This is a genomic window from Capnocytophaga sp. G2 (assembly GCF_035282625.1).
Taxonomy (GTDB): Bacteria; Bacteroidota; Bacteroidia; order Flavobacteriales; family Flavobacteriaceae; genus Capnocytophaga.
This window is the reverse complement of the sequence record NZ_JAYKBU010000012.1, coordinates 23,094-48,796: the sequence shown is the minus strand read 5'-3', so window position 1 is coordinate 48,796 and position 25,703 is coordinate 23,094. Positions and strand designations below refer to the sequence as shown.

Below are 25,703 nucleotides of genomic sequence, written 5' to 3'. Positions count from 1 at the left end.
GAATGGCAATTCGCCCACCTATTAATATGAAACAGCTCATCGCCTTTATACGCAAGGAATTCTATCACGTATTCCGCGACCGTCGCACGCTATTGATACTCTTTGGTATCCCCATAGCGCAGATTATCCTTTTCGGTCAAGCCCTCAGCAGCGAGGTCAAGAATATCGGTATCGCTGTATTAGATGAGGCAAACAACACTTATAGTCAAGAAATCACACACCGCTTGCAGGCAAGTCCGTATTTTAAGCTAAAAGACCCTCTATACCATTACAATCAAGTAGAAGACCAATTCAAGCGTGGCAGCATAAAAGCGGCGCTCATCTTCCCTCCCGATTTCGGCAAAGATCTCTACACCTCCAGTGGTACCCCCCTACAACTCATCACCGATGGCAGCGACCCCAATACGGCTAAAACGGTGCAAAACTACTTCTCAACTATGGTAGCGAGCTATCAGCAAGAGCTGAACCCTACTATGCAACTACCCTACCAGATAACCGTTGAAAACCGAACGCTGTACAACGAGGAGCAAAATGGCTCTATGAACTTCGTCCCTGGGGTGATTGCGCTCGTCTTTATGATAGTGAGCACTGCCCTCACCTCGGTAGCGGTCGTGCGTGAAAAAGAGTTAGGTACTATGGAAATCCTCTTGGTATCGCCTTTCAAACCTATAATGATACTCATTGCCAAAGCCGTGCCTTATCTTATTCTCTCGCTCATCAACTTCACCGTGATACTCCTGCTATCGGTCTATATGCTCGATGTCCCGATACGTGGCAATCTGCTGTTGCTATACGCCGAAAGCACCTTGTTTATCATCATCTGTTTGTCGTTGGGGCTACTCATATCCACCGTTACTGCTTCACAGCAAACGGCTATGCTCATCGCTATGATGGGAATGATGCTCCCCACGGCTTTCTTTACCGGCTTTATGTTCCCCATAGAGAATATGCCTCTTATCTTTCAGGGAATATCCAAAGTCTTCCCCTCAAGTTATTACTATGCTATCGTGAAGAAAGTAATGCTCAAAGGGTTGGATTTTACTTACGTATGGAAAGAAACGCTCATTCTCATCGCAATGGCAGTAGTTTTCTTAAGCCTTGCAATGAAGAAGTTTAAAATTAGATTACAATAAAGAAGAAATGAAAGTATTAAGCTTTATACTCCAAAAAGAATTTAAGCAGATATTCCGAGATAAGACGATCTTGGCAATGATGTTTGTGGCACCTATCTTCCAACTCATTATATTGCCCTTAGTTGCCAATTTTGATGTGAAGAACATTAACCTCGTTTATATCGACCACGACCAAAGTACCTATTCTCACCAACTGATACAGAAGATTACTTCCTCAGGGTACTTTAAACTCGTAGAGGCTCCTTTCTCTTACAAAGAAGGTATCGCCCTGATAGAAGACGGCAAAGCTGATGTAGTTTTAGAAGTCCCCGAAGGTTTTGAGCGCAACCTCGTACGCGAAGGAAAGCAACCTCTCGGTGTCTCTATCGATGCGATTAATGGGAGCAAGTCGTCGTTAGGAGGGGCGTATTTGCTTTCGGTAATACGCGACTTCAACACTCAGCTCGATGTAAATGTAAAAACACCTCAGCGCATAGGTAATGTAGCCAAAATCGGGGTGGAGAGTACCCATTGGTACAACCCCTATATGCAATACACGCGCTACATTGTCCCGGGCATTTTGGCTATATTGCTCACCATTATCGGGGGCTTTCTTTCAGCACTCAATGTAGTCAAAGAAAAGGAGATAGGCACTATCGAGCAGATAAATGTAACACCTATCAAGAAGTGGCAGTTTATCTTAGGCAAGCTCATTCCCTTTTTGGTAGTAGGGTTAATCCTCTTCACCTTGGGGCTTACGGTGATGTATGTAGTCTATGGCATCTTCCCAGCAGGAAATCTACTCACCTTGTATGCCTTTGCCACAATGTATCTCATTGCGATTCTCGGCTTCGGACTTCTGGTCTCCACCTATGCCGATTCACAGTTACAGGCTATGTTCATCGCCTATTTCTTTATAATGATATTCCTACTGATGAGCGGTTTCCTCACCAGTGTAGACAGTATGCCCGCGTGGAGCCGACAGGTGAGTAATGCTATTCCGGTAACCCATTTTGTGAATGCTGTCCGCTTAATTGTGCTCAAAGGCAGTAGTTTTGAGCAGTTACACATAGAGCTTTTGTATCTTGTAGGATTCGCTGTGTTACTTAATAGTTGGGCTATTTGGAATTATAAGAAGACAAGCTAGGAGCGAGCCATACAGGTAATTAGTGGTCAGCGAGTATGAGGCATTATGGGTAACCCTAAGGAGATAAGCCCTCTGAGTTTATAGTTTTTCCATAAGCCTGTGGCATAAGCAAAGGAAGGCAAGTAAACTGCCTTAGATACTATTTGCAACTTAGATGATTGAACTGGCAGTGGATTGATAATTGAAAATATATTAAGGAAATTTTATTTTTTTTGTATTTTTGTCTTTATCTTTTTTAATTACTTATAACAATATGGAATTTAATATCAAAGGAGTATTAGATATTAAGGGTTGTTTTTTTGTCCCTGACTACCAGCGAGGATATCGTTGGAGAGAGGAAGAGGTTAAACAACTGCTTGATGATATCTATGAAAATGGAGAAAAAAATTATTATCTTCAACCTATTGTAGTGAGAAGAAAAGGAGGGAATTACGAACTCATAGATGGGCAGCAACGACTTACAACAATCTATTTGATACTTAGTTGTATCAAAGAAATATTGCCCAAAACTCCCATTAACTACCAGATTACTTATGAAACCCGACAGGAAACCTATGATTTTCTTCGTGAAATTGATTTAGGTAGAAAGAATGAAAATATTGATTTCTTTTTTATTGCCAACGCCTATACTACAATTCGTCAGTGGTTTAAGGTTGATGATTCAGAAAAGGATTCAATGGGAACAGCTATAGATTTCTATCGGCAGTTAAAGAACTTTGTAAAAGTGATATGGTACGAAGTGGATGAAGATATTAGTGGAGTAGGACTCTTTACCCGTCTTAATATTGGACGTATTCCTCTTACCAATTCCGAGTTAGTACGTGCACTCTTTCTCAGTCGCAATAGTAACCTTACCCCAGCAGAACAATTAGAAATTGCCGCGGAATGGGATAACATACAAAAAGAACTACATCAACCCTCTTTTTGGGCTTTCCTTACCAATTATCAGTCAGAAGATTACCCCAATCGCATCGATTTGCTTTTCGACCTAATGGCAGGAGGTAAAAGTAAAGATAATTATGCTACCTTTTTCTTTTTTAATAACAAAATAAAACAAGGAGAAAAGAAACAAGAATTATGGAAAGAAATTGTCGCTTACTTTTCACGACTTAGAGAGTGGTATGAGAACCGAGAAATCTTTCATAAGGTAGGCTTCTTAGTCGCTGATAAGATAGATAAAAATAATGACAAAACACTTATTCATTTGCTAAAAGAAACGGAAGAAAAGAAAAAAGATGAATTGTTAGCTTATCTTGACTCTCAGATAACAGAAACCTTGAAAGATACGGATTTGGACACTCTTTCTTATCAAGATAAAACCCCTATACAACGTGTTTTATTATTGTTCAATGTACTTTCTGTAATGGAAAATAAAGATAAGAGTCTGCGTTTTCCCTTTGATAAATACAAAGATAAAAACATTACTTGGAGTTTAGAGCACATTCATGCTCAAAATGCTGTGTCTCTCAATACTACTGAAAAACGCAAAGAATGGCTAAAAATACACAAAGAAGCCCTTTCAAATATAGGAAAGGAAGGACAGATTATAAATAGGATAGAAGAATTAGAAGCTAAAAATCCTATAGAAGGAGTGCAGTTTGACAGACTCCAAAAAGAGATCTTTACGCTCCTATCAACTAAAGAAAATGACAATTATTTAGATAGCCTTTCTAACATGGCCCTTCTAAATACAAACAATAATGCCGCATTGAACAGCTCTGTTTTTGAAGTAAAACGTCGTAAGATTATAGAAATGGACAAGGAAGGAGCTTATATTCCTTACTGTACCCGAATGGTTTTCCTAAAATACTATACTGAAAATCCTACTAATATGCACTTTTGGGGGGCTGATGATCGTAAGGCTTATGAGAAAGCAATTAGGAAAATGCTTACTCCTTATCTAAATACTAAAAATTCTCAAGCATAATGGAACAAAAATATACTTTTATAGACATTTGTCAGCAGGACTTTGATGGTATTGAAATTCCTATTATCCAGCGCGATTATGCACAAGGTCGTGAAAGGGAAGAGAAGAAGCGTAATCGTTTTCTTGATGATTTATACAAAGCGGTAAACTCTGAGGGGATTAACTTAGATTTTATCTATGGTAGTGAAGCAGGAGAGGAAGATAAAAAGAAAAAATTGATACCATTGGATGGGCAACAACGGCTTACGACTCTGTTCCTTTTGCACTGGTATGCTGCCAAACATGAGAATATTACTCCCGATCAGTGGGAAGCCTTGAGAAAGTTTAGCTATGCAACACGTATTAGTGCTCGACGATTTTGTGAACAGCTATTAGTCTTTGTTCCTGATTTTACAACAGAAAGGTATTTGTCTGAACAAATACGCAATGAAGTATGGTATGCCATCGCTTGGGATAATGATCCAACTGTTGATGCTATGTTACGAATGCTTGATGCCATACATTTTACTTTTAAGGACTATCCTCATCTGTGGAAAGCTCTTGTAGTAGATAGAAAAATTACATTCTATTTTAAGGAATTAGAGGATATGGGAGTTACAGATGATATTTATATCAAAATGAACTCACGAGGCAAACTACTCACTGATTTTGAACACTTCAAGGCAGAATTTATGGAGGCTATTGGAGATAAGAATTTTAATCGTAAGATAGATATCGATTGGACAAATCTGCTTTGGCTTTATAGGGGTAGCAATAATATCATTGATGAGGAGTTCCTTAATTACTTCCACTATCTTACCGACCTCATTCGTATAAAGAGTGATGATGATATGAGCAATCAAAAGGATTACTTTGAGATGATTCCTTTCTATAGAGATAATAAAAACAATATTGATTTTTTAGAAAGAGCCTTTGATTGTTGGAAGGATATAGATATTGATGAATTCTTTAACTCTTATCTGTCTGCTAGAGACTATCAGCCAAATAGAGTGAAGGTATATGATTGGAAATGTAACCTTTTTAAAGATTGTTGTCAGAATTATACAGGAGTAGGTACACGTGGCAATTTTGGGTTCAATAAGATGTTGATGTTATATGCTTTTATAGTTTGGAGAACAAAAGGTACTGATATCAATGATATAGATTTTGTAAGACGTATCCGTATCATACGTAATTTGGTATGGAACTCTACTGACGAAATACGTTTGGATCGTATGAAAGCTCTTTTGGAAGAAGTGGAAAGAATTGTCCTAAAAGGTACTCCAACAGAAGAAGACAAAGATTTCAATGCACGACAAAAACGAGAAGAAATTGAGAAAATAGCATGGTATAATGAAAATCCTCAACTCACAGAGAAGCTTTTTGAGCTAGAAGATCATTGGACTTTGTTTGGCTCTATAGCCGCAGTTGGCTTAGAAAAACCTGAAAATTTTAATAGATTTATAGCTCTTTTTGATAAAGATTTACTTTTAGTAAGTAAAGCATTACTCACTTATGGAGATTATAGTCAAACATATAATGACAAACGCTATAGGCTTATAGCAAGTCATAACTATAGGACTTGGCAAGAAATGCTACACCCTTCTCAACATAGGAAAGAGTTTGAGAAAACTAAAGATATAATAGCACAATTGTTAGCAGAACTTAATGGTGATATTAGCATAGAAAATCTCGAGAATTGTATTCAATCCTTTCTAAATAATGAGAGCACACCTAAGGACTGGCGCTACTATTTTATCAAATATGGATCTATTCTTTGGTATGCTGAGAATGGCTTATATTACCAAGAAGAACAATGATTACAACCCTATGATATAGAAGTGTTGCGAAAGAACTCTTTCAGAGGGTTTCATTGGAATGCTATCTTGATAGCTATTTATAAGGAATCATCAGATGAAGATGGATTATCTTTAGATAGCTGGGGAAAACCACTTGCCTTGAAAGGAGGGTTTGCTCTTAAAAACACGAATAATACATTAGTATTTACAAAAAACGAAGAAGTAATTCATACTGAAATTATTCCTCAAACTTCCAAAGGGGTTGATCTCATTGACCGTGTAGAGAAAGCATTAGATCTTATTAGGACATTCTAAGATAAAGAACTATAAAAAAGAATAGAGAGGCTGTCTAATAAATATTAGCTTCCCTAATCATTAATGGCATTATTTTTGTGGCAGAATTATTATATTAAGTGAAATGAACAAATCATCACTAATACATAATACAAATACCGTTTTTCCCTTAGAAGCTAATCTGTTTAACAAAACAGTTACCTATTGAATACAAGTAAAAAGCATACAATACAGATTATAAAGCCTATATAAACATCCAAAAAGCAATGATTACAAAATTTTTTCTTTTAGGTTTTTCATTACTTCTTACTGCTTGCCCAAAATCACAAGATGCAGAAAAAAAAGCAACTCAGATAGACACTCAAAATGTGAAAAAGGAAAATCACTCTATAAATGATTTTTATTTTACAGAGGGAATATACAAATATACTTCGCTTGGCATAGCTTGCAAAGAGGGAAACTTAGAGAAAGTAAAACAACTTCTCTTGCAAGGGGCAAATAAAGAAGAAGTAAAACAGGATGAATATCTAATATATGATGCACTTTTTGTTGCCATTGAGAACAACCATCTCCCTATAGTGTCCTATTTAGTGGAAAATAATGCAGAAATCAACAAACCATATACAGAAGACTTACTTACTCCTCTTGCATTGGCTTGTAGGATGAATAATGAAAAAATCATTTCTTATTTGTTGAAAAAAGGGGCTTATGTAGATGGCATGCAAAGTTCCCTAACAGATTACAAAGAAATTCCCTTACTAATTGCCATTGAGAATAATAATTTTCAAATAGCAAAATTGTTATTAGAAGCAGGAGCAAATATAAATCTGCTAGATAATAATGGAACTCCTATAAAAAATATACTTATGCGAAAGAAAGGAAAGGAATGGGAAGAACTCATAAGCACAGTTATTAGAAAATAGTCGCCCATCAACTTAAGATTAAAAATTAAACATTCATGAAAAAGTACTTCTTACCTTCTGTAATCTGGGTGCAGATTACAGTTTTGATCGTTACTTTGTTACTTGTAGTAGGGGTCTATTGGCTTGATTCTTTCCTTTGGGGAGTATTGCGTGTAGAGCCGTTTACAGCTGTAACTAAGGTTGTGAACCCGCCTTTTTTCTCCTTCTTAGACGAATGCATTGGTCATCGCTTCCACTATTCCATCATTGCGGCCTTCCTCACAGGAGTATTGCTCATAGGAATAAGTATGCTCATAGGGGCTGCTGTGGCTGGAATATGTCAACTACTCAGGAGAAAACCATTGCCCTTAGCTCCATGGATGAAGGATATCCTCCTCTTTGAGGGAGTTTTCTTAGGCGTCTTGGCTATAGGGGCACTCTTTTGGATGCTCTTTACCTCTTTTGATGATGCCCGAGACAGGGACAATTCCAGTTATATGTTCTTTGCCTTGCTACCCATAACTGTCCTACTGTTCCTCTTAGGGCGCTTTCTCAGCAGAAAAGGGCATCGGCTCTTGGGTATGAGCCTCTTAGGTCTCTTTGGCATTGCCTTATCTTACGGACTGGGGGTGAGTATCTATCTCTATTTCAAGGGAGAACTTAATACTGATTATGACTATTATGATATCCTGTACCGCTCCTCAGCCCAAGTGGTTGATAAGAGTAATTATGACCAAGATATTATTGACTATGCACGTGAAGAACACAAATACAAGCCTTCTGAAACCACTCCCGAAGAAGGAAAAGCCCCTGAGTGGGATTTTGCGGCTTTCAATCAGGATTCCTTGCAGAAAATACTCAAAAATAAAATCTACAAAAGAGTAGATGATCTTCAGGGATTCCTCAAAGAGGGAAGCGATCTCTACCCCATAGAATCCTATGGTGAGGATAACCTATGCAGAAAGCATCCTACACTCTGTCACCTCCAGCGCTACATAGGCAGAGACAACCAAAAGTTATTAACCTTTTGGCACTACTTCGGTGATAGTGTGATGGAGACGATGTATCAAAACGGCCAGTTAGGAGAAAATACCTATATGCACCGTACGCTCAATGGCCAAATAGCTGACCTATTGAATGTCTATGAGTTACAAGGGGACAATAAACAGCTCTATGAGGATATTCTTGAGGTGATGAACCAGTCCTCCTATATAGAAGACCATATAAAGGGGCTTAAAAAGGTATTCAAGGAATACGATATCCCCGAGTTTGAAAGAGACTTAGCCGATAGCAATAGCCCCAGTGATGGGTATGTCCGTTGGGTTTATACCTTTTGGGCACGGCGCTTTGACGAAGGCAACGCACAGGCAGCACTTGCCATACTTAGTACGATGAGATAGTCAATGACAAGATAGGATTAATGATTGTAAAACTCTCTTTTGTCTTTTGGACATTATGAAAAGAGGCTCTCCTTTTTCGGAGAGCCTCTTTTTATTAACCATTAAAATCACTAATCATATTAAATGATTCCTTGTTCAAGCATTGCAGTGGCTACTTTCATAAATCCAGCAATATTCGCTCCTTTTACATAATTAATATAGCCCTTTTCTTGACCATATTTAAGACATGCATTATGGATAGATTCCATGATTTGGTGTAGTTTTGCATCTACTTCCTCAGAAGTCCAAGCGAGATGTGCTGCATTTTGGGTCATTTCCAATCCTGAAGTGGCTACCCCCCCTGCATTGACAGCTTTACCAGGAGCAAAAGGCAATTTAGCGTCTTGGAAAGTCTTAATAGCTTCAGGAGTACATCCCATATTGGATACTTCTGCTACCAACTGCACTCCATTCTTAATAAGAGTCTTAGCATCATTTTCATCCAATTCATTTTGGAAAGCACAAGGAAGAGCTATATCACAAGGGATAACCCATGCCTTTTTACCTTTGGTAAACTTACTTTCTTTAGAGAATTTTTTAGCGAAAGGTTCTACAATATTCTTATTAGAAGCACGAAGTTCCAATAGATAATTTATCATTTCCTGAGTCATTCCATTAGGTACTTCCACACAGCCATCAGGGCCGGAGAGTCCAATTACCTTAGCTCCCAATTGAGTTGCCTTTTGAGAAGCTCCCCACGCTACGTTACCAAACCCAGAAACTACTACGCGCTGCCCTTTAATAGATTTTTTAAGTTTTTTAAGCATGTGGTCAACAAAATAAAGAGCACCATAACCCGTTGCTTCAGGACGAATTAAAGAACCTCCCCAATTGATACCTTTACCAGTAAGCACTCCTGTATTGTACTCATGTGCCAATTTTTTGTATATACCATACATATAGCCTATTTCACGACCACCAACACCCACATCCCCTGCAGGCACATCAGTATCAGGTCCTATATATTTCCATAATTCAAGCATAAATGCTTGGCAAAAGCGCATAATTTCAGCATCAGACTTGCCTGTTGGATCAAAGTCAGAGCCTCCTTTAGCCCCTCCCATAGGAAGTGTAGTAAGAGCATTCTTAAATGTTTGTTCAAAGCCCAAGAACTTAAGCATAGAAGGGTTCACTGCCTTATGGAAGCGAATACCTCCTTTGTAAGGTCCTATAGCAGCATTGAATTGTACACGGTAGCCAAGGTTGGATTGTACTTCTCCTTTATCATCCACCCAATCCACACGGAAAGTATGAATACGGTCAGGTTCTACAATACGTTCAATGATTTTTGCCTTAGCAAATTCAGGGTGTTGGTTATAGACCTCCTGTACGGATTCCAACACTTCATGTACAGCCTGTAGGTACTCTTTTTCCCCAGGGTGTTTCGCCTCCAAAGAGGTCATAATTTTCTTTACGTCCATAGTAATAAACAATAAATTTAATATCTTTGTAACTATTTAATTATCATTCTTATTATACATTCGTTGAATGTATTGCAAATACCCTACAAAGGTAATCATTTATATTCAAATACACAAATAAAAAAGAGTCTATTTTTCTCTTTTTATAGTTCTAACTAATAAAAATTCAACCCTATATCTGTATTATAATAGTGAGAGAATATTCCTTTAAAAGTCTCCATGACAAAATTCCTTCAACTTAGACATAAAAGACCAACTCTAAAACAAGATAAGCGAAAGGAGAAGCAAAAATGAGACTATCTAACCTATCCAGTAACCCTCCATGCCCAGGAAGGATAGTGCCACTGTCCTTTTTGCCTGCTACTCGTTTGAATTTGGATTCTACTAAATCACCTAAAGTACCTGTGATTACAAGTACACTAGCGACTATAAGCCATTTCCACAAATCTTTATTACTATAGAGAGAAAGCCATGTGGCTACAAGCAAAGCCCCTATAAATCCTCCTACAAATCCTTCTACTGTCTTCTTAGGTGAGACAGAGGGGAAAAGTTTAGTGCGTCCCAAAAACCGTCCTGAAAGATAGGCAAAGCTATCACTTGCCCATATAATAGCTAATATTGCAATCATGGTATGCTGTGCTTCAGAGAAAGCTTCAGAGAATTGCCATTGTGAGATCTCCCAAAAAGTAAATGTAGAAGAGGAAACTGATGCTTCATAGTTATGAATTTCCATTTTGTAAATTAACGAAATAAAGAGACATCCCCCTCCTACGTACAATAGGGATAGAAAGAATTTTTGGGTATCATTATAGCTAATAGCTTCTTTTTTATATAAATAGAATACCAAATATATATCCGTAGCAATTACTGCTAAAAGGAGTAGATAGATAAAGAAATTCCCATTGAATTCATTATTGGAGATCAAATAATTAAAGCACCACCATAGTGCTAAGAACACTAAAAAAATAGCACTCCCTCTAAGGCGTATAAGCCTCTTGAATTCATACAAGCAAATAAGCCCAAAAATAAGAAACAGGAAACCAAAAGCCTCTGCATTAGAAAGCATAATAGCTGTAAGCAGTAGAAAGACATAAAGGATCCCTGTAATACTTCGCTTTAATAATTCATTCATTCGTTAGGATTTAAATCCTCTAAGAGGAGTAAGTAAGTAGTTCTGTAACAATTTTCATAAAAAATAGAGTCCTTCTCCTTGGGCTTAGTAAAGCTACGAAGCGACCGAATGTTATTAGGTCGATCTCTATGAGTTTTCCTATTAAGCCCCCCCATAGCATCAATAAGAGAACCTACAATTTGACTAGTCTTAGCAATAATAATAAGGGACGGAGGAAGTTCATCTAACCGCTTTTGTCCCAATTGTCTTGAGGAGAATAATACAGAGCCTTCATCGGCTACCAGATATTCACAATCTGTTAAAAAAAGTGTTGCTTGCTGGCTATCTCCTGTAAAATAGGAAGGATATTGTGAATAAAAGAGTTCTTCTAAATCTTCATTATGAGTAAAAATAGTAGCATTGGCATTATTCTCCAAAAGAATTTTTTGAAAAACTTCTTCCAATTCTTCTATGGAATCTATATAGAGAAAAATTCCCCCCTTCTCCTTAAAGTTCATCACAAATGCTTCATCTATAGGAAGTTTAGAATATTTTTCTTTTCTACCAGAAGACATTTCCTGTCCCTTAGGAGTGCCTTTAAAGAGTTTTTCAAGCCACTTCATTAATGCTTATTCTTGTATTACTTATGTGGGTGTAAAGATAAAAAAAAATACTGAAATGAGAGAACATATTCACTTATTTTTATTTTATGATTTTTAAAAACAAGATATATCTTTACAATAAAGTCAGAATTTGCACAAATAATATTATTCTTAAGAAAATATTTAAGGATACTTTCGTATTTTTGCACTTTCTAAAATATAAAACACAATACATGAATCTTTTTCTAAAAAAAAGACACATAAAGAATCATCTTACTTTAAATATTGGAGGCTCAAAAAGTGAGACCAATCGCTTGCTTTTACTCCAATGCATCTTACCTTCTTTACAAGTAGAAAACGCTTCCTTTTCTAAGGATTCTTCCCTTATGTATGAAGGTCTACATAGTTCAAAGGAGATTATAAACATAGGTGATGCAGGTACTGTAATGCGTTTTCTAACTGCCTATTATGCTATTTCAAAGCGCAAGGTAACGCTCACAGGCTCTGAACGTATGCAAGAACGTCCTATAGGTATATTAGTAGATGCTCTTCGCCAATTGGGAGCTTCTATTACTTACTTAGCGAGAGAAGGTTACCCTCCTCTACGCATTGAAGGGAAACCCTTATTAGGAGGAACTCTTACTATAAGAGCCGATATAAGCAGCCAATTTATCTCAGCTTTACTTATGATTGCTCCTACCTTTGTTAAAGGACTCTCCTTACATTTGGAAGGAGAGATTACCTCCTTTCCATACCTTAGAATGACCCTTTCTCTACTCAATGAATTAGGGATAGAGGCAACTTTTGAGGAACATACTCTTGAGGTTCCTTATACTCCTACCATCAGCCCCAAAACTATTATAGTGGAACCTGATTGGAGCTCAGCTTCCTATTTCTATAGCTTGATAGCCCTTAGTGAAGTAGGCACGACTCTTTCTCTACTCCATTATAAGCAAGACAGCCTTCAGGGCGATCGTATTCTAGCAGATATTTATGAGACTTTTGGCGTAAAGACCCTATTCCTTGAAGATAGAATCCAACTTGTTAAGAAGAAAACAGAAATTCCTCCTATATTCTCCTATAATCTTATAGACACTCCAGATATTGCACAGACAATCGCTGTTACTTGTTTTGGATTAGGTGTAGAATGTTTCTTAAGTGGGCTGAAAACTCTTAATATCAAGGAGACAAACCGCTTAGTAGCTCTTAAGGAAGAACTTACTAAACTCTCAGGGGAAGTGCAAATTTCTGATAGTGAGATCTGGGTAGCTCCCTGTACTGAGATAACTCCCAATATAGCTATCAACCCCCATAATGACCACCGTATGGCAATGGCTTTTGCTCCTCTATGCCTAAAGGCACCGATCACCATTACAGAAACAAAAGTAGTAGAAAAGTCCTATCCTAATTTCTGGGAGGATTTTGAATATATTACTGAAGATGAAAATTAAAAGTGTCCGAACTCATACCTCCAACATTTTTTCATTTTACACCTAATTTCTTAGATATAACCATTCTGAGAGGTTCTCCTTCATCCTAAGGGATACTGGAATAAATTCATAAAAAATAGAAGATATCCCTTACTTAATTCTTATTTTTACATACTTCCGTTGTGAATTTGCCCCTTCTGAGTCATAATAACATCCACTAGGATTCATAGAAGCATAAAGATAGCCTTTTTTACTAAAGAATATAGGTTCTTTTCCCCAGTCGTAGGGTAACCAATAGGAGATAATCGCTTCTACTTTAGTTTTTAATTTGAAAGTCGTTTTACCTACCATCTCATAGAGAGATATATAACCTACCCCATCCATTTCTTCCATATTAAGACACACAATATGCTTACCATCAGGAGAGAGAAAAGGTTTGCCTATTAAGGAAGTTTTCTTTCCTGTATCCTTATCTATGAAGAAATAATCTCCTGCTTCAAAATAAGAGCCACGAATCACATATTGGTTAAGCAGGTCCACCTTTCCTATATAATCATAAATAGCCATATCCATATCATCCTCTACGGATTCATCCTGAGGATCAATATCCTTAAGTTTCACCAATGTATCTTTACAAGGAAGAATAAGCATCTTATCTTTTTTAGTAATGGCAAGGGTATCCTCCGTAAGGAATACGTATTTGTTTTTTAATTCTGTTAAATATTCTTCATGGGAGATAAGAGAGACAGAGAAGTATCGGGAGAAATTGGTAACTTCTTTATCCATAGCATCTTTATCATTTTCTATAAGAAAAGTACTTGAGGCTTCTAATTCTTTTTTTGTTAAAATGATATCTTCATAATTTCCAGTATCCTCCTTGCGGACAAAGCGAGTCTCATTATCCTCCACTTTATAAAAGTGTGCTGACTGAGCGGTTACATTCAACCGATCTCCGAGATAATATACCCATTCCTTTTCTGTTTCTCCTTTAGGATCTTTATAATAATGAACTTCCTTTTTGATTATATATACATGCTTTCTAATTTCAGTAAAGATTTCCTCTTTCTCATCTTCTACATGTTCAGAAGTAGTTAACTCTTCTTTTTGCTCTTTGTTCTTGAAGAACTGACAATTAAATAAAAGGATACTTAAAGAGAATAGTAATAAAATGACCTTAACAGATTTATATTTCATTATACTTAGGATTTATTATTTTCTTTTTGTATAGTCTGTATAAAAATATCACCTACAGAAGGAATTTGTTGTTTAAAGTGAGTTATTTTCCCTCTCTGGGAAAGATAATAAAGTAAGTCATTCGAGTTTTGCTGTGTAGAGAGTTCTACGAGCCATTTTTTTTCATTATGAATGGAAGGAAATTGTGCAGCAGAAATCTTATACAAATGACTTAATTCCTCAAAGGAACTTCCTTGATTAGAGATAATACCTACTTCATATTTGTCCTCTTGAAATTGTCTTTTAATATTTCTAAGTTCACCGCTTAGAAGGAGCTTAGAGCGATTCAGTAAGGCAATGTAATCACAGAGACTTTCCACTGATTCCATGCGATGGGTGGAGAAAAGAATGGTACTTCCTTCCTGTCGTAAATAAAGCACTTGCTCCTTAATAATCTCAGCATTGATGGGATCCAATCCACTAAAAACCTCATCAAAAATCAATAATTTAGGCTGATGTATTACAGTGGCTATAAACTGTACTTTTTGAGCCATTCCTTTAGAGAGTTCTTGGAGCTTTTTATGTTTCCAGTGAGGGATCTCCAAGCGGTTAAGCCAAAAATCCAATTGCTTATTTGCCTGCGATTTGCTAAGTCCTTTGAGCTGCCCTAAATAGAGGAGTTGTTCACCCACATTCATATTTCTATACAATCCTCTCTCCTCAGGCATATAACCTATTTGACTGATATGAGCAGGAGTCAGGGGTTCTCCTTCTATAAAGATCTCTCCCTTATCGGGAAAGATAATTTGATTAATCATACGGATAAGAGTTGTTTTCCCTGCTCCATTGGGACCTAACAGCCCGAAGATACTTCCCCGGGGCACCTCTAAAGACACTTGAGAAAGAGCTACCTGTTTTCCGTAATTTTTTGTTAAACCATCTATTTTAAGAAGGATATCCTGCATGTTTTAATCGTTTTTGGTAAGTTCCGTAAAAAGTTGTTCCAAATCAGTATGCTTATGGTTCATTTGTAGGATTTTTAATCCATTTTCTAAAGCAAAATCAAAGAGTTTAGACCTCATATCCTCCTGTGTATCAAAAGTTAGCGTAAAGAAAAATCCCTCATTATTGGTAATTGTTTTTATATGAGGTATCCGGCGTAGGAGTTGTTCTTCCACACGATAGTCAAAGAGAATTTCGATAGTTTGTTCCTTGTCCTGCAAATGCTTCATCTGCTCATCAAGGATAATTTTTCCTTTATGAAGAATAAGTACTCGTTGGCATACTGCCTGTATTTCCTGCATAATGTGAGAGGAGAGAAGTACCACTTTATCTTTCCCTAAATCCTTAATAATCTGTCGTATTTCAAGAATCTGCTGAGGGTCAAGTCCATTGGTAGGTTCGTCTAAGATTAATATATCTGGATCATGTAATAAGGTGGAGGCTAAGCCCACACGTTGGCGATATCCTTTGGAAAGGGTATATATTTTCTTATGTGCATGACTCTCTAAAGAAGTAAGTGCGATACAATCCTCAATGCGTGATTTGGGAGCATGATAAATATCCGCTACATATTGCAAATACTCCTTTATATACATATCTAAGTACAAAGGATTATGTTCTGGCAAGTAACCAATATGTTTCTGTGCTTGTTCTCGCTGGGTAAGAATAGAGTATCCTAATATATTTACAGTTCCTTCATCAGGCAGAAGTGCTCCTGTCATCATTTTCATAGTAGTGGTTTTACCAGCTCCATTCAATCCTAAGAATCCTGTTACTTCTCCTTTATGAAGTTCAAAGGAGATATGATCCACTACCTTCTGTGGAGGGTAACTCTTTGTCAAGTTCTCAACAATAACAGCCATATATTAAGTACAAAAATAAAACAAGTGCAAATGTACGTAAAAAATAATTGAAAAGAAAGCAGGTTGTTAAGAAAAAATGTTATAAATTTGTATCCTATACAATTCTTAAGAAAAGGAAATGACAAAAAGAAGAGAATTTCAAGAAAATCAAGCACTTAAGCAACATGATTCCTGGGGAATCTTTAAAATAATGAGTGAGTTTGTAACTGGTTATGAACGATTAAGTGAGATAGGTCCCTGTGTATCAGTATTTGGTTCAGCACGTATAAAGCCTGATAGTAAGTACTATAATTTAGCAACAGAAATAGCACAGCGTATTGTGGAAATGGGGTTTGGAATTATTACTGGAGGAGGCCCTGGAATTATGGAAGCTGCTAATAAAGGAGCTTATCAAGGAGAAGGAGCTTCAGTGGGGATTAACATAGAACTTCCCTTCGAACAACATGATAATCCTTACATAGATCGAGATAAGAACTTGCGATTTAACTATTTCTTTGCCCGTAAAGTAATGTTTGTCCGCTACTCCCAAGCTTTTGTAGTTTTTCCCGGTGGTTTCGGCACTATGGATGAACTTTTCGAAGCAATTACCCTTATCCAGACTACCAAAATAGAGCCTTTCCCTATCATCTTAGTAGGTTCAGAATTTTGGAATGGACTCATCAATTGGATTAAAGAAGTACTCTTAGATAAGTTTGGCAATATTTCTGCTAAGGATATAGATATATTCAAAGTAGTAGATACCACCGATGAGGTAGAGGAAATCATAGAGAAATTCTACCTAAAATATAGCCTTAAACCAAAGTTTTGATTCATCTTTATATTTTTAAAAACAATCATTATGACCCTAACAGAAGCTAAAGAATATGTACTCTATGAAGCAAGCAGAGAAAAAAGAATCACCCTACGCAACCTTATTATAGTGATTATTTTATTGATCGTTGCTATATGCTTAGTTGTGAAATATCTACTACCTTTACTCTCTCAGCAAGCGAGTGAAGCCCCTTCGTATGTGAAATGGCTCCTCCCCATTGCATTACTAATTTCGGTAAGCTACCCTCTTATAAAAGTTTGGAAAATTCTCAAAAGAAAAGAACAGATAGAGGAAGCCTTTTCCCTTATTGGACAAGGAGAGGAATGCCGTATTATTAATGAAGCAGATGACTACCTTACTGTAATTCCTTTTGGGAAACGTTCTCGGTTAAACCTTGACCCTATTGCATACTTAAATATTGTTGTTAAGAACAAAACATACGTCCTTCCTATGCATTATCGTTCAGGTAGTGCTGAACTCAAGCGAGTAATTACAGGAGCGGATGAGGGAGCATACAAAGAGGTTATGCATGAACTCTATCACAAGGATGAATCCTTTGGTATAGAGAATCCAAAGATATCAACCCAGGAAACAATTATCCTTAAACCTATCTCCGAGTTCCGTACCTATGCTAAGGACACATTCGGAACAATGCTCACTTCCATGGAAAAAGGACGTAGCACTAATAAGAATATGTTTGTAGTACAGGTGATTATCGCTTTTGCTTTCATTGCTGTAATGATTTTCTTAGGAATTACTGGCAGGTTAAGCTTCTCTAATGGACAAAGTGTACTCTACTTTGTATTAGGATTCGTGATCATTACCTTCCTATATAGCTTCGGGATGTCCCGTTATGCTAAGAAAAAACTAGAAGGAACTGAGGACTATACCCAATTAAAAAAGAATATTTTTGGAAAATTGGTACATTATATTAGTCCTGATTTTCAGTATATAGAGAATGGGCATATAGGGATAGGAGACCTACTATCCTCCTATCTTTTTCGTCAAGAACGATATAACGTAACAGGAGGAGATCAAATTGTAGGTTGGTATAATGGAATTCCTTTTCAATCCTGTAACCTTACTGTCACTTTTCGTCCTACCATACGTGGAGAGAAAGAACCTGATGATGTAGCTTTCTATGGGAATTACTTTGTAGCACGTTCACCCAAAACCTTTGAACACCCGATTATAATTCATCCTGTAAAAAGCTTTTTTGGAACTATCAATGATAATGAAATTAGGACTTATCTCAATCAAGGAGGAGAGAGAATTCGCTTGGAAGACCCTGAGTTTCAAAAACTATTCGAGGTATACTGCGACGATCAGATCACAGCTCGTTATGTGCTAACACCTGCATTCATGGAACGCCTCAAAAAACTTAATGAGCGTTATAAAGGGCAAGTATATATCGCTATTAATTCCGATAATATAGTCATTGCTACCAATCGAGGAAATATACTCTCCAAAGCAAACTATTCTCCCGCAGCAATGCTCTTCCAAAAGATAGACCTTACTTTTGTAGAAGATGTATATGAAGAACTTATAGAACAGTTACAGATGATAGATACCCTTGAATTAAACAGAAAATAAATCGTAAAAACAATGATAACATATATTTTAGTAGCTGTGAGTATACTCTTGCTCATTTATATAGTAATAGCTTTCAATAGGCTCTCCAAGCGTCGTAACCAGATAGAGAATGCTATTTCTTCTTTAGATTCACTCTTTATCCAACGAGCAGATCTAATTCCTAACCTTATCACTACCACTAAGGAGTATATGAACTACGAACAGGAGACAATAGCTCAAATCACCCAATTGCGTACACCTGTAGTAACAGATAAGGAGAATCCCTACTTACAATCAGAAGAGGGAGATAAAACCCTTATGAACATTATGGCACGAGCAGAATCCTATCCTGAACTAAAGGCAAGTGCACAATTTGTCCAACTACAACGAGCCTTCACTGAGTGTGAGGAACAACTCTCCGCAGGCAGGCGTTACCTAAGTGCATCTATTACGGATTATAATGATGCTATGGTCACTTTCCCGTCCAATGTAATAGCTGCTATTTTTGGATTTTCTAAGTATCAATGGCAATATGCCACTGCAAAGCAACGCACTGCAGTAGATGCCAAAGAATTATTTAGATAGTCATACTGAAAATACGGGTAGTGGGCACATTACGCTGTAAGCGCAAATCAAATGCCATGCAGATATTCCTAACAAAAGGTTTGCCTGCATCTGTAATCTCTATAGCATTATCAAGGATATGAATAAGTCCGTCTTTTTCCATCTCAAGAAGACGGTCTTTTACTTCTTCTGCCTCTGGAAATTGCAAAGATTTGTCCTCCCATGAAGTATAGAACTGACACATAAGGTTGAGGATGTGTCGTCGTAGAATAAGATCCTCCTCGGAGAGGATATGTCCACGATAAACAGGTATTCTATCCTGAGTAAGTACCTGTTCATATTCTTTTATAGTCTTCACATTTTGAGAAAAGCCATACCAACTATCACTGATGGCAGAGATTCCTAATCCTATCATTAACTGAGTTTTGGAGGCAGTATACCCCATGAAGTTACGATGTAAGGTTCCATTGACAAAGGATTCATACATCTGGTCTGAGGGCAAGGCGAAATGATCCATACCAATCTCTATATAGCCATTGTCCAAGAGTTGTTCTTTGCCAATCTCATATAAATGTCGTTTTTGGTCAGCTGTAGGCAGATCATTCTCATCAAAGCCACGCTGTCCTGTTCCTTTTATCCAAGGCACATGAGCATAGCTATAGAAAGAAATACGATCAGGGCGCAGGCGATTTGTACATTCAATTGTATGACGCACATCTGTTTCTTCTTGGAAAGGAAGCCCAAAAATAAGGTCATGGCTAATGGAAGTATAACCTAATGCTCGTGCCTGAAGCGTTACACGTTCCACATTCTCAAAAGGTTGGATTCGGTGGATAGCTCTTTGCACTATAGGAGAATAATCCTGCACCCCATAGCTTACTCGAGTAAAACCTAAGCGGTAAAGCGTCTCCAAATGCTGGTAGGTAGTATTATTAGGGTGCCCTTCAAAACTAAACTGAAAGTCAGAGGTTCTGGTAGCTTTTTCAAAGATTTTTTCAATAAGATATTGTAAGTGTTCAGCAGAAAAGAAAGTAGGTGTCCCCCCTCCTAAGTGAATTTCCTTAACAAGAGGCTTACCAGGGAAAATATTCAAATACAGTTGCCATTCCTTAAGTATATTTTCAATATAAGGAACTTCCATTTCATGACGCTTAGTAATATGTTTATGACAACCACAGAAGGTACAAAGACTCTCACAAAAAGGCAGGTGAATATATAAGCTAATTCCCTGAGAGGCATTGCTCTGAGAAAAAGAAGTTTGTACAGAAGCAACCCATTTCTCGTAAGAAAAAGAAGAATTCTCCCAATAGGGAACTGTGGGATAACTGGTATAACGCGGACCAGGGACATTATATTTTTGAAATAGTGACCGTATCATAATTATTTATCAGTGTGCAAAGGTAAATCAATTTCTTTAGATGGCAAAATTTGTTCTCAATCAGCATTGAAAAAATCCTGTACTCCTATAGAAAAAATCTATCAAAAAAAACATTATTCTTTCAATTATTTTTGTACCTTTGCAGTCATTAATCTTAAAAGTTATAAAGATATGGCATTACAAATAACTGACGCTTCTTTTGACGAAGTAGTTTTAAAGAGTGACAAACCTGTATTAGTGGATTTTTGGGCTACTTGGTGTGGTCCTTGCCGTATGCTTGGTCCTGTGATAGAAGAGGTTGCCAAGGAATATGAAGGAAAAGTAGTTGTAGGTAAGATAGATGTGGATAGCAACCAAGAGTTTGCTGCCAAATATGGGGTGAGAAATATTCCTACTGTATTGGTATTCAAGAATGGAGAAGTAGTAGGGCGCCAAGTGGGGGTCGCTCCTAAGAAAACCTATACCGATGCTTTGGACTCTCTTTTGTAAAATTTTAATTTATTAGAAGGTAATTTCAGCCAGTGAAATTACCTTTCTTTTTCTTCAAGAAATCACAAACATTATGGATATTGTAAAATACATTGATTATACACTACTAAAAGCAACTGCCACCTTTTCAGATATTGAAAAACTCTGCCAAGAGGCTAAGCATTATGGATTCTTTTCTGTATGTGTTAATAGTGGTTATGTTCCCTTCGCTAAGGAACTGTTAAAAGATACTGATATAAAAGTATGTACCGTAGTAGGTTTCCCTTTAGGAGCAATGAGTACTCCTGCAAAATTATATGAAACCTCACAAGCCCTAAAAGAAGGGGCGGATGAGATAGATATGGTCATGAATATTGGCTATTTCAAGTCTGGGCAACAGGGGAAAGTATTGGAGGAGATTCGCCAGCTAAAACAGGAAGTAGGAGAGCGTGTGCTGAAGGTTATCTTAGAGACCTGCTACCTCACTGATGAGGAAAAGCGCATTGCCTGCCAACTCTCCATAGAAGCAGGAGCTGATTTTGTAAAAACCTCTACGGGATTTGGCTCAGGAGGGGCTACCCTAAGTGATGTACGACTTATGAAGGAAGTCGTTGGAGAAAGTGCTAAAGTGAAAGCCTCTGGAGGTATTCGTGACAGAGAAACAGCCTTACAGTATATAGCTCTTGGAGTAAGCCGTATTGGTGCTTCAGCTATATTGGTGTAAAAAAATAGAAACCGCCCCTTATGTAGGACGGTTTTTATTTTAATCTGTGGAGTCGGAGAGATTCGAACTCTCGTCCAAACAAGTAACCACAAGGCTTTCTACACGCTTAGTTTCCATTTGATTTTCGTGATATTGCTGAGCGGAAACACCCCACAATCTCCTTATCTTCTATAAGAGCTGAACCTACCAAAAGAAGCCATTGGTAAGTCCCATGTTGATTTTAATGGTGCCTCTTAAGTGACGAGCCATCAACAAGGGCTTTCAGAGACATCTCGCTTCCCTACTTAGTAGGGACTTAGCCAGAAATCCTACTATCATTCAGATTAGGCAGCAAGAGCGTAGTTATCTTCGCCATTTAAAGTGTTGAAACAGAGATTAACGAGCATTAGTCTCATAGCTCGACGTGCTTACTTCATGCTTAGGCTTGCTGTCAAAACCAGTCGACCCCTTTACAAAGTAATTTGGGGCAAAAGTACAGTTTCTTTCTTAAAGAATCTACTTTTTAACATATTATAACATTAAATACTACTTCGCTTTCTCCTTACTTGCTTATAGGCGCCCCTTTGAAGAGGAACCTCTTAAGGTAGTTGTTTTTCGATTACGCTGATAACTGACTAAATCCTAATCTGAAGTAATTTTACAAATATTTTCATATTTAGGGAATAATGATGTATATTTGCCCTGTATTGTGGACAAGAAAATAGTTTACAAAGACAGAGAGATAGTGAGACTCTTTTTACCAATCTTATTTCTCCTTAACTGTCAACTGTCCTCTTTATCTATTAACCTTAATCATTATGTCGCTCTATTTAGTCTATATCTATTACCGAAGACTTTTCGCTAAAGGAGACATCCTAACTATAACCATCCTCGTAGTGATTCTGGGAGGATCCCTTTATACTTTATATCAGCACTATAATTCATGGAGTTGGGTATTAGCTCTTTTCCTCCTCTCCACCTTTTCCCATCACAATAGCAGGGAAGACCTGCTCTTACTAAAGCGTCATCCTCAGTATAGAAGGATTCTTATAGGAGAGTATCTTATAGAAAATCTACCTTTTATACTTCTCCCAGTGTATAAGAGTGATTTTCTTGTGGCAGCAGGCTATCTTTTCGGAATCATTGTTATCGCCTTTCTCCCTCAGAGAAGCCTTACTTTGTCCTATCCTTTCTCTCTTGCTGATCCTCTGTGGCATAGCACTTTTCGTAAATACAAACTCTTATTCTTTCTTCCTATCATTATAGGGCTTATTATTATTGCATCGGTATACAAAAATCCCAATTTAGCTCTTTTTGCCTTAATTGCTACAGGTTTCGTATGCTGTGTACCTTACTTTGAGAGAGAATACCCTGCCCATATGAGTATAGCTGCCCAGCGAGGAGGAGATTATCTACACTATCAATTGATAACAGGAAGTAAAAATGCGATACTATTCTTTTGCCCTATCTGGCTAACTTATCTTATTGCTTTTGGTACAGATAATGTTATGGTACTTCCTATATGCTTAGGGTTTCCTATAGTGGGTGGCATCACCAAATATGCTTTTTTTACTCATCCTCTCGCTCAATCCCTTGCCATGGTAACCATCTTCTTTGGGGTACTGTATATCCTCCCCTTGTTAGTCCTTCCTTACCTTTATTACAAAGCCATCCAGAATATTCAAAGCTATCAGTATGTTACAGATAAATCTTCAGGAAAAGAAATACCAAAATAAGCAAGTTCTTGGTTGTATCCAGCTCTCCTTGAGTAAAGTAGGGCTCTATGGCGTAGTCGGAGCTAATGGTGCAGGGAAAACAACCTTTTTCAAGTGTCTTAGTGGGTTGGAACCTTATAAGGGAACTACCTTCTATAATGAAAAGGTACTTTCTTCTGACCAAGTTGCTTTCTCTCCTACAGAACCCTACTTGTATGATTATCTCACTGTAGGGGAGTTTTATACTTTTTACAGTAAGCTCTTAGGAATATCCCCAGCTAAAGAGTATGTCTTTGATATAGATAAAAATATGATTATCAAGAATCTATCCACAGGTATGCGCAAGAAGGTGTATTACAATGCTCTACTACAAAAGCCTTATATTCTTTATATCTTTGATGAACCCTTTAATGGTTTGGATGTAATATCTGCCCTACATATCAAACAGTTACTCTATACTTTAGCACAAACCCACATTGTATTTGTAGCATCTCACCTATTGGAAACCCTACGAAATTGTGAGAGAATATATCTGCTACAGGGTGGAACATTCCAAGCCTTTGAATCTCATGAAATAGCTGTTATAGAAGAACTTTTAAGAAAATCACAATAATACATTTCAATAACAAGAATGGGTTAAAAATATTCTTGAAAAATTCACAAAAATGACCTCTTACACTTTGGAATTATTTGATGAAAGCTCCCTCTATTTATAGTCTTTTTTTTATTATTTTATTTTGGATTTCCCACTGATTACTCATATCTGAACAAATTACACTCCTTAACAATTATTTTCTAACTATTTTAATAACTATTTAAATCCAATTTTGAAGTAAAAATATCTACAAAAAAACCAATGAATATCTTTTAAAAATGCTTTTTTTAAAAATCTAATTCTTCTTATATAAAATGATTAATTATCAATAATTAATCATTATTTTTCGTATCTTTGCAAGGGTTTTTTCCTATCTTTTTTGTAAAAATACTTTTAAAAATTCATATATGCATACTTTAGAAGATTTCATCTCTGCAAGAGAACATTTGTCACAAGTTCTTTTGAACACCAAGCTCATTTACAGTCCTATTTTTTCGGAAGAATCCGGAAATAAAGTATTCATAAAGCCTGAGAATCTACAAAAAACAGGCTCTTTCAAAATACGAGGTGCCTACAACAAAATTCTAAAACTTACTCCAGAGGAGAAAAAAAGAGGGGTCATCGCTTCTTCTGCAGGAAATCATGCACAAGGAGTAGCTTATGCTGCTAAAGAACTAGGTATAAAGGCTGTTATCGTTATGCCTCAAACCACTCCCCTTATAAAGGTAGAATCTACCAAAAAATATGGCGCTGAAGTAGTCCTATACGGAGATGTCTATGATGATGCTTATAAAAAAGCCAAAGAATTAGAAGCACAAAAGGGCTATGTTTTTGTACATCCTTTTAATGATGAAGATGTATTAGAGGGGCAGGGAACTATTGCCTTAGAAATCTTAGAAGAGGCTCCTGATACTGATATTATCCTAGTGCCCATAGGAGGAGGGGGGCTTATCTCTGGTATAGCTTGTGCTGCTAAACTCATAAAACCCTCTATCCGAATCATAGGGGTGGAACCTAGTGGAGCAGCTTCTGCCTTAGAGGCAATTAAAGAAAATAAAGTAGTAGAGCTCCCTGAAGCCAATACCATCGCTGATGGTACTGCTGTAAAAAGAATTGGAGATATTAATTTTGAATATATCAAAGAATATATTGATGAGATTATTACCATATCCGATTATGAGTTGATGGAAGCCTTTCTCCTATTGGTGGAAAAACATAAAATCATTGCTGAAAATTCCGGTATTTTACCCGTAGCAGCTCTTAAAAAATTACATCAAAAAAATAAAAAAGTAGTCCCTGTAGTAAGCGGTGGTAATATAGATGTGCTTATGATTTCTTCCATGATTAACAAAGGACTTGTTAGCCGAGATAGAATCTTTAACTTCTCCGTAGGTATTCAGGACAGACCTGGTGAATTGACCAAAATTACTCAAATTATTGCCCAAGAAGGTGCCAATATAGTAAAACTGGCTCATAACCAATTCAAAAATCTTTCCAGATTCCGTGATATAGAAGTACTTGTTACAGTGGAAACAAATGGATCCGCTCATGTACAAAGACTCATAAAAGCTTTCAAAGAGAAGAATTACGAAATTACCCCTACCAAATAATACCTTTTTAAGGGTATGGACACTTCTCATCACTATTTTCCTTGACAACACTTTTAAAATGTTGTACTTTTGCTGAGTAAAAAATG

23 protein-coding genes and 1 other RNA gene are annotated in these 25,703 nt (G+C 37.0%); 16 read left to right on the top strand and 8 right to left on the bottom strand.

The genetic code is table 11. The annotated features are described in order from the left end of the window. Nucleotides 1-2: 2 nt before the first annotated feature. From VJJ03_RS08050 to VJJ03_RS08020, 7 genes are all read left to right on the top strand, one after another. On the top strand, nucleotides 3-1,133 hold the full coding sequence (locus VJJ03_RS08050) for an ABC transporter permease (protein ID WP_323974891.1): 1,131 nt from the start codon (nucleotides 3-5) through the stop codon (nucleotides 1,131-1,133). A 7-nt stretch (nucleotides 1,134-1,140) separates the two neighbouring features. Beyond that, the gene (locus VJJ03_RS08045; RefSeq protein ID WP_323974889.1) at nucleotides 1,141-2,259 is read left to right on the top strand and encodes an ABC transporter permease; all 1,119 of its coding nucleotides are present in this window, start codon (nucleotides 1,141-1,143) and stop codon (nucleotides 2,257-2,259) included. 253 nt (nucleotides 2,260-2,512) lie between these two features. Continuing rightward, nucleotides 2,513-4,186: a DUF262 domain-containing protein gene (locus VJJ03_RS08040; protein WP_323974887.1), complete on the top strand. Its 1,674-nt coding sequence runs from the start codon at nucleotides 2,513-2,515 to the stop codon at nucleotides 4,184-4,186. After that, entirely contained in the window at nucleotides 4,186-5,985 is a 1,800-nt protein-coding gene (locus tag VJJ03_RS08035) for a DUF262 domain-containing protein (RefSeq protein ID WP_323974885.1), read from the top strand. The genes VJJ03_RS08040 and VJJ03_RS08035 overlap by 1 nt, the downstream gene beginning before the upstream one ends. 21 nt (nucleotides 5,986-6,006) lie before the next feature. After that, nucleotides 6,007-6,279 (top strand): hypothetical protein, encoded by a 273-nt coding sequence (locus VJJ03_RS08030; RefSeq protein ID WP_009744572.1) that lies wholly within the window; start codon nucleotides 6,007-6,009, stop codon nucleotides 6,277-6,279. Nucleotides 6,280-6,524: 245 nt separating this feature from the next. Further along, complete coding sequence (locus VJJ03_RS08025) at nucleotides 6,525-7,181, top strand: ankyrin repeat domain-containing protein (protein ID WP_009744573.1); 657 nt, start codon at nucleotides 6,525-6,527, stop codon at nucleotides 7,179-7,181. 35 nt (nucleotides 7,182-7,216) lie between these two features. Next, the gene (locus VJJ03_RS08020; protein ID WP_323974883.1) at nucleotides 7,217-8,560 is read left to right on the top strand and encodes a hypothetical protein; all 1,344 of its coding nucleotides are present in this window, start codon (nucleotides 7,217-7,219) and stop codon (nucleotides 8,558-8,560) included. A gap of 119 nt (nucleotides 8,561-8,679) precedes the next feature. Here the strand turns inward: VJJ03_RS08020 and gdhA are convergent, their stop codons facing one another. The 3 genes from gdhA to VJJ03_RS08005 all read right to left on the bottom strand — a co-directional run bounded on the left by gdhA (nucleotide 8,680) and on the right by VJJ03_RS08005 (nucleotide 11,754). Continuing rightward, nucleotides 8,680-10,020 carry an NADP-specific glutamate dehydrogenase gene (gdhA, locus tag VJJ03_RS08015; protein WP_323974881.1) on the bottom strand — a complete coding sequence of 447 codons (1,341 nt, stop codon included), beginning with the start codon at nucleotides 10,018-10,020 and terminating at the stop codon, nucleotides 8,680-8,682. A 238-nt stretch (nucleotides 10,021-10,258) separates the two neighbouring features. Beyond that, entirely contained in the window at nucleotides 10,259-11,152 is an 894-nt protein-coding gene (locus tag VJJ03_RS08010) for a phosphatidate cytidylyltransferase (protein WP_323974879.1), read from the bottom strand. After that, nucleotides 11,149-11,754, bottom strand: coding sequence for an LUD domain-containing protein (locus tag VJJ03_RS08005; RefSeq protein WP_323974877.1), 606 nt, complete (start codon nucleotides 11,752-11,754; stop codon nucleotides 11,149-11,151). The genes VJJ03_RS08010 and VJJ03_RS08005 overlap by 4 nt, the downstream gene beginning before the upstream one ends. Before the next feature lie 212 nt (nucleotides 11,755-11,966). On the opposite strand from VJJ03_RS08005, the gene VJJ03_RS08000 reads away from it, so the two are divergent. Further along, nucleotides 11,967-13,184, top strand: coding sequence for a 3-phosphoshikimate 1-carboxyvinyltransferase (locus tag VJJ03_RS08000; protein ID WP_323974875.1), 1,218 nt, complete (start codon nucleotides 11,967-11,969; stop codon nucleotides 13,182-13,184). 129 nt (nucleotides 13,185-13,313) lie between these two features. Here the strand turns inward: VJJ03_RS08000 and VJJ03_RS07995 are convergent, their stop codons facing one another. From VJJ03_RS07995 to VJJ03_RS07985, 3 genes are read right to left on the bottom strand one after another with little or no spacing between them, the layout of a single operon-like run. After that, nucleotides 13,314-14,357 carry a hypothetical protein gene (locus tag VJJ03_RS07995; RefSeq protein WP_323974873.1) on the bottom strand — a complete coding sequence of 348 codons (1,044 nt, stop codon included), beginning with the start codon at nucleotides 14,355-14,357 and terminating at the stop codon, nucleotides 13,314-13,316. 5 nt (nucleotides 14,358-14,362) lie between these two features. Continuing rightward, nucleotides 14,363-15,301 (bottom strand): ATP-binding cassette domain-containing protein, encoded by a 939-nt coding sequence (locus VJJ03_RS07990; protein WP_323974871.1) that lies wholly within the window; start codon nucleotides 15,299-15,301, stop codon nucleotides 14,363-14,365. A 3-nt stretch (nucleotides 15,302-15,304) separates the two neighbouring features. Next, entirely contained in the window at nucleotides 15,305-16,201 is an 897-nt protein-coding gene (locus VJJ03_RS07985) for an ATP-binding cassette domain-containing protein (RefSeq protein WP_009744581.1), read from the bottom strand. A 118-nt stretch (nucleotides 16,202-16,319) separates the two neighbouring features. Here VJJ03_RS07985 and VJJ03_RS07980 point away from each other — a divergent pair, with 118 nt between their 5' ends. The 3 genes from VJJ03_RS07980 to VJJ03_RS07970 are packed head-to-tail and all read left to right on the top strand — an operon-like array spanning nucleotide 16,320 to nucleotide 19,169. Then, the gene (locus VJJ03_RS07980) at nucleotides 16,320-17,009 is read left to right on the top strand and encodes a TIGR00730 family Rossman fold protein (protein ID WP_009744582.1); all 690 of its coding nucleotides are present in this window, start codon (nucleotides 16,320-16,322) and stop codon (nucleotides 17,007-17,009) included. 30 nt (nucleotides 17,010-17,039) lie between these two features. Continuing rightward, nucleotides 17,040-18,605, top strand: coding sequence for a DUF3137 domain-containing protein (locus VJJ03_RS07975; protein ID WP_323974867.1), 1,566 nt, complete (start codon nucleotides 17,040-17,042; stop codon nucleotides 18,603-18,605). A 12-nt stretch (nucleotides 18,606-18,617) separates the two neighbouring features. Then, the gene (locus VJJ03_RS07970) at nucleotides 18,618-19,169 is read left to right on the top strand and encodes a LemA family protein (RefSeq protein ID WP_323974865.1); all 552 of its coding nucleotides are present in this window, start codon (nucleotides 18,618-18,620) and stop codon (nucleotides 19,167-19,169) included. Here VJJ03_RS07970 and hemN read toward each other — a convergent pair. Further along, the gene (hemN, locus tag VJJ03_RS07965) at nucleotides 19,162-20,526 is read right to left on the bottom strand and encodes an oxygen-independent coproporphyrinogen III oxidase (RefSeq protein WP_323974863.1); all 1,365 of its coding nucleotides are present in this window, start codon (nucleotides 20,524-20,526) and stop codon (nucleotides 19,162-19,164) included. The genes VJJ03_RS07970 and hemN overlap by 8 nt on opposite strands. A gap of 171 nt (nucleotides 20,527-20,697) precedes the next feature. Between hemN and trxA the strand changes: the two genes are divergently transcribed. Further along, nucleotides 20,698-21,015, top strand: a complete 318-nt coding sequence (gene trxA, locus VJJ03_RS07960; RefSeq protein ID WP_323974861.1) for a thioredoxin — start codon at nucleotides 20,698-20,700, stop codon at nucleotides 21,013-21,015. A gap of 73 nt (nucleotides 21,016-21,088) precedes the next feature. After that, nucleotides 21,089-21,718: a deoxyribose-phosphate aldolase gene (gene deoC, locus VJJ03_RS07955; protein WP_323974859.1), complete on the top strand. Its 630-nt coding sequence runs from the start codon at nucleotides 21,089-21,091 to the stop codon at nucleotides 21,716-21,718. A 44-nt stretch (nucleotides 21,719-21,762) separates the two neighbouring features. On the opposite strand, the gene ssrA is transcribed toward deoC, so the two are convergent. Beyond that, nucleotides 21,763-22,166: a transfer-messenger RNA gene (ssrA, locus tag VJJ03_RS07950) on the bottom strand. Nucleotides 22,167-22,515: 349 nt separating this feature from the next. Between ssrA and VJJ03_RS07945 the strand changes: the two genes are divergently transcribed. The 3 genes from VJJ03_RS07945 to ilvA all read left to right on the top strand — a co-directional run bounded on the left by VJJ03_RS07945 (nucleotide 22,516) and on the right by ilvA (nucleotide 25,617). Beyond that, nucleotides 22,516-23,433, top strand: a complete 918-nt coding sequence (locus VJJ03_RS07945) for a hypothetical protein (RefSeq protein WP_009744588.1) — start codon at nucleotides 22,516-22,518, stop codon at nucleotides 23,431-23,433. Continuing rightward, nucleotides 23,393-24,025 (top strand): ABC transporter ATP-binding protein, encoded by a 633-nt coding sequence (locus VJJ03_RS07940; protein ID WP_009744589.1) that lies wholly within the window; start codon nucleotides 23,393-23,395, stop codon nucleotides 24,023-24,025. The genes VJJ03_RS07945 and VJJ03_RS07940 overlap by 41 nt, the downstream gene beginning before the upstream one ends. 389 nt (nucleotides 24,026-24,414) lie before the next feature. Then, the gene (gene ilvA / locus VJJ03_RS07935; protein ID WP_009744590.1) at nucleotides 24,415-25,617 is read left to right on the top strand and encodes a threonine ammonia-lyase; all 1,203 of its coding nucleotides are present in this window, start codon (nucleotides 24,415-24,417) and stop codon (nucleotides 25,615-25,617) included. Nucleotides 25,618-25,703: the final 86 nt, after the last annotated feature.